Source organism: Paenibacillus sp. FSL H7-0942 (assembly GCF_045040715.1).
GTDB lineage: Bacteria > Bacillota > Bacilli > Paenibacillales > Paenibacillaceae > Paenibacillus > Paenibacillus amylolyticus.
This window is the reverse complement of record NZ_CP150279.1, coordinates 4330373-4342369: the sequence shown is the minus strand read 5'-3', so window position 1 is coordinate 4342369 and position 11997 is coordinate 4330373. Positions and strand designations below refer to the sequence as shown.

Below are 11997 nucleotides of genomic sequence, written 5' to 3'. Positions count from 1 at the left end.
TGCCTGCAGGCCCGACTTGCTGGAGGGGAAGGTAAGCATGAATTTATGGACTGACAATACGCTGATACGGGTGAACGAATGAAACTATTGGATATTTTCGGGTTGTTAAAAAAGGACATGGATTACATTGAGAAAGAGTTGTATCGCAGTGTTCGAGGAGAACAGAAGCTGCTGAGTGAAACGTCACTTCATTTGCTCAAAGCAGGAGGAAAACGGTTGCGGCCCGTTTTTGTGTTACTTGGTGGGAAATTTGGTACATACGACATTGAACGTCTGAAGCTGGTTGCGGTTCCGCTGGAACTCATCCATTCGGCATCCCTCGTTCATGATGATGTCATTGATAATGCGGAGACACGCCGAGGCAAACCCACGGTGAAGTCAAAATGGGATAACCGGATTGCCATGTACACTGGAGACTATATCTACGGTAAGGCACTTGAAATGACTGCCGGATTATCCGATCCAGCGATTCATCGTATTCTTGCCAAAGCTATGGTACAAATGTCCATTGGTGAGATGGAGCAAATTCGCGACTTTTTCAATACGGGACAAAGTGTTCGTAACTATCTGCTGCGGATTCGCCGCAAAACAGCACTTCTGATTGCAGTTAGCTGTCAGTTAGGGGCATTGGCTACACGTGCGCCTGAGCATGTATCTTCCCTGCTGTATACGTACGGATACAATGTGGGGATGGCCTTCCAGATTCAAGATGATGTACTTGATCTGGTAGGTACCGAGAAACAACTTGGGAAGCCACCTGGCAGTGACATGAAGCAAGGAAATATTACTCTTCCTGTACTTTATGCCCTGGAAGAATCCGATCTGCGGGAACCTTTGCTTAAGGAGATTTCCCGTGTCCAGCATGAAGAAGGACGGGCAAGTGCATCGGATGCAATTGGAATGATTCGACAAAGTCAAGGAATTGCTAAAGCAGAAGCCCTTGCTGACCGATATATGAAGAAAGCGCTCGATGCTCTCGATCAGCTACCTAACATCAAGACGACCAAAAACCTGCGTGATATCGCTCATTTTGTGGTTAAACGTACGCATTAAACAATGTATGACCTTCGACTCTCAGATTACTCATACCCAAAGTTGAACAGAACTGTGAGATTCCTCATTGGGAGGATTTGGACATGTATGTTACAATCAGAGGGATTGCGTTTACATAGTGATTAACTTTGAACCGTGAGTGAGGAGTGAGCTGATGGATCGTACATTTTTGATGGTGAAGCCGGATGGTGTGCAGCGTGGATTGATCGGTCGAATTATTAGCCGTCTGGAAGACAAAGGATTTAAGTTGGTGGCAGGCAAATTGGTGCAGATGTCTGAGGATCAGGCAAAACGCCATTATGCTGAACATGAGGGTAAACCATTTTTCGATGATCTGGTTCGTTTTATCACATCGGGGCCTGTATTTGCCATGGTGTGGGAAGGCGACGATATTGTGGCGCTTGCGCGCATCGTCATCGGAAAAACCAATGTGAAGGAAGCAGCTCCGGGTACCATTCGCGGAGACTTCGCCAGCCACACACCACATAATCTGATTCATGGGGCAGATTCACCGGAAAGTGCTTCCCGTGAAGCAGCAAATTTCTTTGCTTCAGATGAACTGGTGGTATACGACAAGAGCATCGCAGCCTGGTTGTAATTATTAGCCAAAAGGGTGATACACGATGCTGGAGCAAGAACAACTACTAGACCCGGATTACACCGGATTCATTCGTAAAATCAAAGAGAGCACAGGCATTGATCTTGCTCAATACAAGGAAGGCCAGATGAAAAGAAGGCTGACCACACTTCGCAACAAAAACGGGTTTCATACATTTTCTAACTTTTTTGAAGCTATGCAGAAAGATAAATCATTGTTTTACGAATTCCTTGATCGTATGACGATTAACGTGTCGGAATTCTGGCGTAATCCCAATCGTTGGGAAGTGCTGCGGGACGAGATCCTGCCTGAGCTGCTGGGGTCCAAGCGTCGTGCTAAAGTTTGGAGTGCGGCCTGTTCAACAGGTGAAGAACCTTATACACTTGCCATGATTCTGGACACGATGGGCATTTTGAAGGACAGCTCCATTACGGCAAGTGATCTGGATGAAGGTGCATTGGCCAAAGCCAAGGAAGGGCGTTATATGGAACGCTCGCTTAAGGATGTGCCAAAGGAAACGGCGAACCGTTACTTCAAGCAGGATGGCTTGGTATACCGTATTGATGAGCAACTCAAAAATTCGATCAAGTTCATGAAACAAAATTTGCTGGTGGACCGTTTTGACGATGGGTACGATCTGATTGTGTGCCGAAATGTCATGATCTATTTTACCGAGGAAGCCAAAAACCTGTTGTATCACAAATTTGCAGCAAGTTTGCGTCCAGGCGGTATTTTGTTTGTGGGTAGTACGGAGCAGATCTTCTCCCCGGGACAATATGGTCTGGAGACAGCAGAGACATTCTTCTATCGGAAAAAATAATGATAATGGTTGTTGAGCCGTCTGAAGCACATGTACATGTGTTCAGGCGGTTATTTGTATACCAAGTACAAGAAAGAGCCGACTTTCTTGTCAAAGCCGGTCAGCTATACTATAATAAGCAAAGAAATTATGGGATTTTAGCAATGTGAAGTTTAACAGTTTAAAGGGGGAACGTATTATGAGTTTACGCTATTTAACCGCAGGGGAGACGCACGGACCCCAATTGACCGCTATTATTGAAGGATTGCCAAGTAATTTGACGATTGATTTTGAAGAACTGAATTTCCAGCTTCACCGCCGCCAAAAGGGATATGGCCGTGGACGCCGGATGCAGATCGAGAAGGATCAGGCGAATTTTGTTGGTGGTATCCGTCACGGATATACAACAGGTGCTCCGGTAGCGCTGGTTGTTCAAAATAACGACTGGAAACATTGGCAGAATATTATGAATATTGAGCCGATTGAAGGCAGTGACGAAGAGAAACGTCGCGTTCATCGTCCTCGTCCCGGACACGCTGATCTGAACGGTGGACTCAAGTATAATCTTAAAGACTTGCGTAACGTACTGGAGCGCTCCAGTGCACGTGAGACAACGGTACGTGTGGCATGTGGTGCCATTGCACGTCAATTCCTGGCTGAATTCGGAATCAAGGTAGCTGGACGTGTACTTCGCATTGGAGAGATCGAAGCTCCGTATCAGGACCTTCCGATTGATGAACTGATCGCAGTAACAGAAGCTTCCTCTGTACGTGTTACGGATGCTGAGACAGAGAAGAAGATGGAAGCCTACATCGACCAGATTAAACAAGAAGGCGATTCCATCGGAGGAATAGTGGAATGTATCGTTGAAGGTGTACCTATTGGTCTTGGTAGTTATGTTCAATACGATCGCAAACTGGATGCACGAATCGCTCAAGGCGTAATGTCCATTAATGCATTCAAAGGTGTAGAGATTGGTATCGGTTTCGAAGCCGGAGTTATTCGGGGATCACAGGTGCATGATGAAATCATGCATACGGATGAACGCGGCTACCACCGGGCAACCAACCGTCTGGGTGGATTCGAAGGTGGTATGACAAACGGTATGCCAGTCGTTGTACGTGGTGTGATGAAGCCGATCCCAACGTTGTATAAGCCATTGCAAAGTGTTGATATTGATACAAAAGAAGCATTTACGGCTCAGGTTGAGCGCTCGGACGCTTGTGCTGTACCAGCAGCGAGTGTGGTTATGGAGCATGTTGTAGCGTGGGAAATCGCCAAAGCATTCCTGGAGAAATTCGGCGGGGATTCCATGGAAGAGATCCGTGCCAATGTTGCTAGTTATAACGCTCAACTGGAGAATTACTAATATGCGTCAGCTGACGGTACAGTTGGAGGAACGCTCATATCCGATTCTGATTGGCAGCGGTCTATTGGCACAAGCCCCTCAATATTTTGAGCAATATGGGTTGACCAAAAAAAGTCCGTTACTCATCATTACAGATGAAAATGTAGCTCCCAAATACTTGTCAGGTTTGGAGCAAACGCTGCGTACGGCTGGTTATACAGTCGTATCGGCGGTTGTACCCTCTGGTGAAACATCGAAATCCCTTTCGGTGTACCAGGATATGATGACCGTTGCGATCGAAGGCAAACTGGATCGGAGTTCTGCGATTCTGGCCTTAGGTGGTGGTGTCGTAGGTGATCTGGCTGGTTTTGTTGCCGCTACATATATGCGTGGAATCAAGTTTGTTCAAGTACCTACAACGATTTTGGCGCATGACAGCAGTGTAGGCGGCAAGGTGGCTGTCAATCATCCGCTGGCCAAAAATATGATTGGTGCATTCCACCAGCCCGAGCTAGTGCTCTATGATGTGGACACACTTCAATCCTTGCCGCCACGAGATGTATCGGCAGGGTTGTCAGAGATGCTGAAGCACGGGCTAATCCGTGATGAGGCTTTTGCACATTGGTGTGAGGAACATGCGGAAGAACTGCTTGCGCTTAATCCGGAAGCACTTGGATACGGCTTGGAACGTGGATGTGGCATTAAGGCGGAGATTGTATCCAGAGACGAACGTGAAAATGGAGAACGTGCGTTGTTGAACCTGGGACATACGATTGGTCATGCCATTGAAGCGATTGCCGGTTATCGAGAATTTCTGCACGGAGAAGCGATCTCGATCGGTATGGCTGGTTCAGCATTGCTTGGCGAGAAGCTTGGTGCGCCAGCAGGGCTCTATGAAGATACGGTCCGCATGTTGCGTTCACTTCGCCTTCCAACAACGATGCCTGCGCATCTCGACACGGATGCATTAATGGAAGCGATGATGCATGACAAAAAGTTCCGTGAAGGTCATATGGTGTTTATCATTCCTTATCGGATCGGGGCTGCAAGAATCGTGAAGGACGTACCTGTGTCGACAGTTCGGGACGTCATTGAAATGCTCAGGAAGGGAGAATAACAGCGATGGTCACACGGGGAATTCGCGGGGCTACAACAGTCACGCAGAACAACGAAGAACAGATTTTGAAGGAAACGGCAGTATTGTTGCAGGAGATCGTGGATCGCAATGAGATCCAACCGGAAGATATCTGCAGTGTGTGGATTACGTTAACTGGGGATCTGGATGCTGCTTTCCCGGCAAAAGCTATTCGCCAACTGGATGGCTGGGAACTCGTACCACTAATGTGTGCACTGGAGGTTCCTGTTAAAGGTGCCTTGGCGCAGTGCATTCGTTTCATGGTGCATGTCAATACAAACAAAGCTCAGAATGAAATCAACCATGTGTATCTGAACGGTGCACAGGCATTACGTCCCGATTTGGCAGCACCTTCCGGCTCTTAAGTAGTGGGTTGTCAAACCGATCATAATGATGTATAGTGAGAACCAGTTGAGTAGAGTTGAGATTGAGCTGAGAGCAGCTGAGCTAGTGGAGTATATAGCAGAGTCCAGTGGGTGGTAACCGGGGCAACAGAAACCGGTCAACTGATTCACGGTACGTCGTGCTACGGAATAGGTAACAGGAACAGGGAAAACAAACGTGTCATAGGACATCTTTGTTTTGATATATTTTGGTACAAACACAATCAAGGCACTCTCCTATATTTTACGAAATATTGGAATGAGTAGTTGAAGTGTTATAACTGATATATTTTCCCGAATTGGATGATGTGAGATGCATCAATTCAGCGACCTGTGAATAATCCGACAGCGAAGTATAGGGACTTGTTATTTATGAAGCATCACCCTGTTAAATACAGCTTATAACCAAACCTCTACCTGATGGTAGAGGTTTTTTTGTACATATAACCTTTTCTTCTACCTAAATCTGAAAGGACGTGATCTGATGATAACGCCAAACGTTAATCAAGTACTGAAAATGTCGAATGAGTATAATCTGATTCCGGTAGTCAAACGGATTCTGGCAGATATGGAGACTCCGATTCGAATATTCCGCCGTTATGCTGACAACGACCGGGCATTCCTGTTGGAAAGTGTAGAGGGCGGTATCCAATGGGCGAGATACTCGTTCATCGGTACAGATCCGTTCCTGATGATTTCGGCCAAGAAGGGCCGTATTGTTGTAGAAGAAGCAGGGAAGACTCGTGAATTGCCAGGTAAACCGATCGAAGAACTGAAAGCACTGCTGCGTAAGTACCGCAGTCCAAAAGATGATGAACTGCCACCATTCACAGGTGGGGCAATTGGTTTCTTCGGATATGACCTGCTGTCCTATTATGAGAAACTTCCAGCTCACGCGCTGGATGACCTGAATATGGATGACATTCGCTTTATGTTCTGTGACCAGATTATCGTGTTTGACCATGTGAAGCAGCAGATGCTGCTCGTTGGTAATGTACACGTCAAGGACGGTGCAACGGATGACGAGATACGTCAAGCGTATGCAGTGACTTCGGAGAAGCTGGAGCAGGCGGCAGAACGTTTGCAACAGCAAGGACCAGGGGAGAACCTGAATCCGCGTTCCATTCCGGGAGACGTGGAACTGGGGGATATTCGCTCCAACCTCACGAAGGAGCAATTTATCGGTAATGTAGAGCAAGCCAAAGATTACATTCGCGCAGGTGATATTTTTCAAGTGGTATTATCCCAGCGTTTCCACATTGATACGGAAGTTTCTCCGCTTCACGTGTATCGTGTGCTTCGGACCCTGAATCCATCACCTTATATGTACTACCTCAAAATGGATGATGAGATTATCGTGGGTACTTCGCCAGAAGCGCTGGTCAAGGTGGACGGGAATCGTGTGGAGACACGACCGATTGCAGGTACACGTCCAAGGGGGGCAACAGAAGCGGAAGATCGTGCACTCGCTGCTGATCTGCTCCAAGATGAGAAGGAACGCGCGGAGCATCTGATGCTGGTTGATCTGGGTCGTAACGATCTGGGCCGGGTATCCAGCTTCGGCAGTGTGAAGTGTGACATGTTCATGGAGATTGAACGGTATTCTCACGTTATGCACATGGTATCCAACGTTACGGGCGAGCTTAGAGAAGACAAGGATTTCTTCGATGCGTTTCTCTCATGCTTGCCAGCGGGTACCGTATCCGGAGCACCGAAACTGCGTGCAATGGAGATTATCGCGGAACTGGAGAAAGAGGCACGTGGTGCTTATGCAGGAGCAATCGGATACCTCGGTTTCTCAGGTAACATGGACTCCTGTATTACAATTCGTACGATTATTTTCAAAAAAGGAAAAGCATATGTACAGGCCGGAGCGGGAATCGTATGGGATTCTGTGCCTGAGAATGAGTATGAGGAAACGGTTAACAAAGCTAAAGCATTGCTCAAGGCGATTCGAACAGCAGAAGCAATGTTTCCTGCCAAAGAAAAGGACAGCACGTTGAGACTGGCGAATGCAGACTACTTTGTCACACCAGCGGCCGCTAAGAACTGAGAGAGGAGAGACCGGAGATGAACATAAACCCAATAATGAATGAGAACCCTGTAACCCCTATTGCTGAGATTACTCGTGAGGAAGGCATGAAAAATGGCCTGGCGAAGATTCTAGAGGGCAGCCATCTGGAGCAAGCCGAAGCAAGAGATTTGATGTACTCGATCATGAGAGGTGAGGCAACGCCGGCTCAAATCGGAGGTTTGCTGATGGCGCTACGGATGAAGGGTGAAACGGTAGATGAGATCACCGGTTTTGCTGAAGCCATGCGTGGTCAGGGCGGACGAATTCTAACGGATGGCAGCGGCTTGCTGGACACTTGTGGAACAGGTGGATCGGGTATTCACAAATTCAACATTTCCACAGCATCCGCGATCATTGCTTCGGCCGTCTCGGTTCGGGTCGCCAAACATGGCAACCGTTCAGCTTCAGGCAAAGCGGGTAGTGCAGATGTATTAGAGGCACTCGGTGTAAATATCCATCTCAACGGTGAGCAGGCCAGACAATGTCTGGATGATATCGGAATCTGCTTCTGTTTTGCCCAGGTATATCACCCTTCCATGCGACATGCAGCAGGACCAAGAAAAGAGCTGGGGGTTCGTACCATTTTCAATATGCTCGGACCGTTAACGAATCCTGCGGGAGCAGATCGCCAACTGCTTGGCCTGTATGATCGTTCCCGGACGCCGATGATTGCTGAAGTACTGAATCGTCTTGGTCTCAAAAGAGCGTTGGTTGTGGCCAGCCATGATGGTCTGGATGAAATCAGTATCTCGGCACCAACTCAGGTATCTGAACTTCGCAATGGTGAAGTGCACACCTATGATATTGATCCACGTGATATGGGTTTGTCTCTACATCCGCTTGAAGCGGTACTTGGAGGAGATGCGGCACAGAATGCCGAAATTATTAAGAGGATCTTCCAAGGTGAGCAGAGTGCCTATCGTGATGTCGTTCTGTTGAATGCCGGAGCGTGCATCTATGTATCCGGTCTTGCAGATAGCATTGCTGAAGGGGTGACACTTGCCGCAGAAGCGGTAGATTCGGGCAAAGCTGCCGGGAAGCTTGAACAGTTAATTCATACAACGGAGGCGTACAGTCATGTATCTTGATCGAATCGTTGCAACCAAACATAAAGAAGTTGAAGTTCTTGCACAGACATTTCGCATGGATGAAGCTATCCAAAAAATCGAACAACTACCCGCAACTCGGGGGTTTGAAAAAGCATTATCAAGCGGACGCAATCGCAAACTCGGCCTTATTGCTGAAGTGAAGAAGGCTTCGCCATCCAAAGGGTTAATTCGTCCGGATTTTCATCCGGTAGAGATTGCTACTGCTTATGAGCGAGCGGGTGCAGACTGCATCTCCGTATTAACAGATGTGTCATATTTTCAAGGCAGCAACGAGTACTTGCAGGCTATCCATCAAGCAGTGAACATTCCGCTATTGCGCAAGGATTTTATTATAGATGAACGACAGATTGCCGAGGCAAGATTACTGGGTGCGGATGCGATACTGCTGATTGCCAGCATTCTGACACCTGAACAGATTCGTCAATATCTGGAATTCGCCAAAGGTTTGGGGCTGGATGCCTTGATTGAAGTCCATGATCGAACAGAACTGGAGCAGGTATTGGAGATTCCGCAGGCAACACTTGTGGGCATCAACAATCGTAATTTGAAAACATTCGAAACCAGCCTGAACACGACACTGGATTTGATGGAATTGATTCCAAGTAGCGTTACCTTGATTAGCGAAAGTGGTATTGACGGACCAGAATCAACAGTACCTCTGATCCAGGCCGGTGTTCATGGTATTCTCGTAGGTGAGCATCTCATGCGCAAGGATGATGTCGAGGCGGCTGTATATGATCTGATGGGACCCAAATGATGAATACTTCCATACACGATGGCACAGGCGACAGTATGTCAGAACTGAGAAACCCGCTGCCAGCGGCCGTAAAAATATGTGGACTTCAGGACGTTGAAGTGCTAAAATCGATGATAAACTTGCCTGTGGATTACATTGGTGTTGTTTTTGCCAAATCACGCCGCCGAATCGAACCCGAGCAGGCTGCTGCATTAAGAACGGTGTTGTTCGAATGGTCTACCTATGATCGGCCGAAGCTTGCGGGTGTATTTGTGAATCCTACGCTCGAAGAACTGGAACACATTATGGACATTGCTCAGCTGGATGTTATTCAACTGCATGGACAGGAGACTGCGGAATTTTGCCAGCAGGTGAAGCAGCGGTGGAATGCCGCAGTGTTCAAAGTTTTTTCTTTTCCCAAAGATGAAACGGGACCGGAAGCTGATGATGCAGCCATAAGGGCTCTTGATACTTATGATAAATACGTGGATGCGATATTGCTTGATACCCATGATCCTCTATATGGAGGGGGCTCCGGGAAAACGTTTGCCTGGGAGCGAATCCCTGCCTATGCTGAATGGGCAAAAAGTCGCGGAATTGCTCTGTTCGTTGCAGGAGGTTTGCAGCCGGACAATGTACAACAACTAATACAGACATATACACCTTTCGGCGTCGATGTATCCAGCGGCGTGGAGACTGAAGGTGTGAAGGATATTGCCAAAATTACAGCATTCGTAGAAAGGGTGAAGCAGGCATGACACATCAATTGCCGGATCAACACGGGCGTTTCGGTCACTTCGGAGGCCGCTTTGTACCTGAGACACTAATGAACGCACTCATAGAGTTGGAGGAGGCATATAGCCACTTCTCTGAAGATGAGGAATTCAACAAGGAACTGAACTATCTGCTAAGCGAGTATTCTGGACGTGAAACGCCATTGTACCATGCAGAGCAATTGTCACGCCGATTGGGCGGGCCGAAAATTTATCTGAAACGTGAAGATCTCAATCATACAGGCGCGCACAAAATTAATAACGCCATTGGACAAGGTTTGCTTGCCAAACGGATGGGCAAAAAGAAAGTTATTGCCGAAACGGGTGCAGGTCAACATGGCGTTGCAACGGCAACCGTAGCCGCATTGCTTGGATTGGAATGCAAAGTATTTATGGGCGAAGAAGATACAGAGCGTCAACAGTTAAACGTATTTCGGATGAAGCTGCTCGGAGCAGAAGTGATTCCGGTGACGTCGGGAACACGGACACTGAAGGATGCTGGTAATGAAGCGCTTCGCTACTGGGTCAGCAATGTGGAGGATACATTCTATGTGCTCGGATCAGTGGTTGGTCCTCATCCATATCCGATGATGGTGCGGAATTTCCAACGTGTGATTGGTGATGAGACCCGTCGTCAGATTCAGGAGATCGAAGGGCGTTTGCCGGATGTAATTGTAGCCGCTGTTGGTGGAGGAAGTAATGCGATTGGTATGTTCTATCCATTTATCGGTGATCAGGATGTGAAACTTGTTGGTGTTGAAGCCGCAGGCAAAGGGGTCGAAACCGAGTATCATGCTGCAACGATGACCAAAGGTACGCATGGTGTATTCCAAGGATCTATGAGTTACCTGTTGCAGGATGAGTATGGACAGGTTCAGCCAGCGCATTCCATCTCGGCCGGACTTGATTATCCGGGTGTTGGTCCGGAACATTCCTATCTCAAGGATATTGAACGGGCAAAATATGTACCGATCACGGATCAGGAAGCACTGGATGCCCTGCAACTCCTATGTCGGACGGAAGGAATCATTCCTGCTCTGGAGTCTGCACATGCGGTAGCTCAAGTTGTCAAACTGGCGCCTGAACTTACAGCAGATGATATTGTAGTCATTTGTCTGTCGGGACGTGGAGACAAGGATGTTGAATCGATCATGAAATACACGGGAGGTGACTTGGGATGAATCTGATGGACGAGACCTTCCAGCAATTGAAGGAACAGAATCGTACGGCACTTATTCCATTTTTAACCGTGGGAGACCCGGATGTGGACACAACGATTGATATCATCAAGGAGCTTGAACAGGCTGGAGCGGATATTTTGGAACTGGGTGTTCCCTATTCCGATCCGCTTGCAGATGGCCCAGTCATTCAGCGCGCTTCCGAACGTGCGCTGAAAAGCCAGATTACTATTCGTACTGTGATGGAAACCGCTGCAAAAGCTCGTAAGGCAGGTGTGAAACTGCCGTTTGTACTGTTCACCTATTATAATCCGGTATTGCAGACAGGCCTGGATGTATTCTTTGATGAATTGGTCAAACACGATATTAGTGGCATGATCATTCCGGACCTGCCGATTGAGGAAGCGGAAGAGATGCGAGAACGCGCAAATCGTGCTGGTGTGCATCTGGTGCCGCTTGTTGCACCTACATCTAATGCCCGGATTGAGCGGATTGTAACGGGCGCGAGTGGCTTTATCTATTGTGTATCATCCCTTGGGGTAACCGGAGAGAGAGCTTCTTTCTTTGATGGCGTAGAGAGCTTTATTGAGACGGTGAAAAGTCTGACAGACCTCCCAGTAGCGGTAGGTTTTGGTATCTCCAGTCATGAGCAGGTGGCACATTTCTCCCGTATATGCGATGGCGTTGTAGTAGGTAGTGCCATCGTTCGTCAGGTGGAAGATGCGATTCCTCTGCTTGAAAATCCGGATACGCGTGCAGCGGGACTGTTGCAAATTCGCAACTTTGTGGCACAATTAAAGGGATAGAGATG

Annotated in this window: 12 protein-coding genes; all 12 read left to right on the top strand. The window is 47.8% G+C overall.

Features of this window, described 5'->3' with window-relative positions; translation table 11 throughout:
- The first annotated feature begins 78 nt into the window (after nt 1-78).
- The 12 genes from MHI48_RS19245 (at nt 79) to trpA (ending at nt 11992) form a co-directional block, all read left to right on the top strand.
- The gene (locus MHI48_RS19245; RefSeq protein ID WP_017687703.1) at nt 79-1053 is read left to right on the top strand and encodes a polyprenyl synthetase family protein; all 975 of its coding nucleotides are present in this window, start codon (nt 79-81) and stop codon (nt 1051-1053) included.
- 154 nt (nt 1054-1207) lie between these two features.
- Nucleotides 1208-1651 carry a nucleoside-diphosphate kinase gene (ndk, locus tag MHI48_RS19240; RefSeq protein WP_017687704.1) on the top strand — a complete coding sequence of 148 codons (444 nt, stop codon included), beginning with the start codon at nt 1208-1210 and terminating at the stop codon, nt 1649-1651.
- Between the two features lie 25 nt (nt 1652-1676).
- Nucleotides 1677-2471 (top strand): protein-glutamate O-methyltransferase CheR, encoded by a 795-nt coding sequence (locus MHI48_RS19235; RefSeq protein WP_047843560.1) that lies wholly within the window; start codon nt 1677-1679, stop codon nt 2469-2471.
- 178 nt (nt 2472-2649) lie between these two features.
- Complete coding sequence (gene aroC / locus MHI48_RS19230) at nt 2650-3819, top strand: chorismate synthase (protein WP_017687707.1); 1170 nt, start codon at nt 2650-2652, stop codon at nt 3817-3819.
- Between the two features lies 1 nt (nt 3820).
- The gene (gene aroB, locus MHI48_RS19225; RefSeq protein WP_076317435.1) at nt 3821-4915 is read left to right on the top strand and encodes a 3-dehydroquinate synthase; all 1095 of its coding nucleotides are present in this window, start codon (nt 3821-3823) and stop codon (nt 4913-4915) included.
- A gap of 5 nt (nt 4916-4920) precedes the next feature.
- Nucleotides 4921-5298: a chorismate mutase gene (gene aroH / locus MHI48_RS19220; protein ID WP_047843558.1), complete on the top strand. Its 378-nt coding sequence runs from the start codon at nt 4921-4923 to the stop codon at nt 5296-5298.
- Nucleotides 5299-5800: 502 nt separating this feature from the next.
- Nucleotides 5801-7369, top strand: coding sequence for an anthranilate synthase component I (gene trpE, locus MHI48_RS19215; RefSeq protein WP_036607674.1), 1569 nt, complete (start codon nt 5801-5803; stop codon nt 7367-7369).
- Between the two features lie 68 nt (nt 7370-7437).
- Nucleotides 7438-8478: an anthranilate phosphoribosyltransferase gene (gene trpD, locus MHI48_RS19210; protein ID WP_091034830.1), complete on the top strand. Its 1041-nt coding sequence runs from the start codon at nt 7438-7440 to the stop codon at nt 8476-8478.
- Nucleotides 8468-9256, top strand: coding sequence for an indole-3-glycerol phosphate synthase TrpC (trpC, locus tag MHI48_RS19205; protein WP_340935425.1), 789 nt, complete (start codon nt 8468-8470; stop codon nt 9254-9256). The genes trpD and trpC overlap by 11 nt, the downstream gene beginning before the upstream one ends.
- A gap of 35 nt (nt 9257-9291) precedes the next feature.
- On the top strand, nt 9292-9993 hold the full coding sequence (locus tag MHI48_RS19200) for a phosphoribosylanthranilate isomerase (RefSeq protein WP_405141478.1): 702 nt from the start codon (nt 9292-9294) through the stop codon (nt 9991-9993).
- The gene (trpB, locus tag MHI48_RS19195) at nt 9990-11189 is read left to right on the top strand and encodes a tryptophan synthase subunit beta (protein ID WP_017687714.1); all 1200 of its coding nucleotides are present in this window, start codon (nt 9990-9992) and stop codon (nt 11187-11189) included. The genes MHI48_RS19200 and trpB overlap by 4 nt, the downstream gene beginning before the upstream one ends.
- On the top strand, nt 11186-11992 hold the full coding sequence (trpA, locus tag MHI48_RS19190; RefSeq protein ID WP_405141476.1) for a tryptophan synthase subunit alpha: 807 nt from the start codon (nt 11186-11188) through the stop codon (nt 11990-11992). The genes trpB and trpA overlap by 4 nt, the downstream gene beginning before the upstream one ends.
- The last annotated feature ends 5 nt before the right edge of the window (nt 11993-11997 follow it).

Coding starts and splice junctions, on each gene's coding strand:
- MHI48_RS19245 (WP_017687703.1), top strand. CDS start 79: ATGAAACTATTGGATATTTTCGGGTTGTTAAAAAAGGACATGGATTAC.
- ndk (WP_017687704.1), top strand. CDS start 1,208: ATGGATCGTACATTTTTGATGGTGAAGCCGGATGGTGTGCAGCGTGGA.
- MHI48_RS19235 (WP_047843560.1), top strand. CDS start 1,677: ATGCTGGAGCAAGAACAACTACTAGACCCGGATTACACCGGATTCATT.
- aroC (WP_017687707.1), top strand. CDS start 2,650: ATGAGTTTACGCTATTTAACCGCAGGGGAGACGCACGGACCCCAATTG.
- aroB (WP_076317435.1), top strand. CDS start 3,821: ATGCGTCAGCTGACGGTACAGTTGGAGGAACGCTCATATCCGATTCTG.
- aroH (WP_047843558.1), top strand. CDS start 4,921: ATGGTCACACGGGGAATTCGCGGGGCTACAACAGTCACGCAGAACAAC.
- trpE (WP_036607674.1), top strand. CDS start 5,801: ATGATAACGCCAAACGTTAATCAAGTACTGAAAATGTCGAATGAGTAT.
- trpC (WP_340935425.1), top strand. CDS start 8,468: ATGTATCTTGATCGAATCGTTGCAACCAAACATAAAGAAGTTGAAGTT.
- MHI48_RS19200 (WP_405141478.1), top strand. CDS start 9,292: ATGTCAGAACTGAGAAACCCGCTGCCAGCGGCCGTAAAAATATGTGGA.
- trpB (WP_017687714.1), top strand. CDS start 9,990: ATGACACATCAATTGCCGGATCAACACGGGCGTTTCGGTCACTTCGGA.
- trpA (WP_405141476.1), top strand. CDS start 11,186: ATGAATCTGATGGACGAGACCTTCCAGCAATTGAAGGAACAGAATCGT.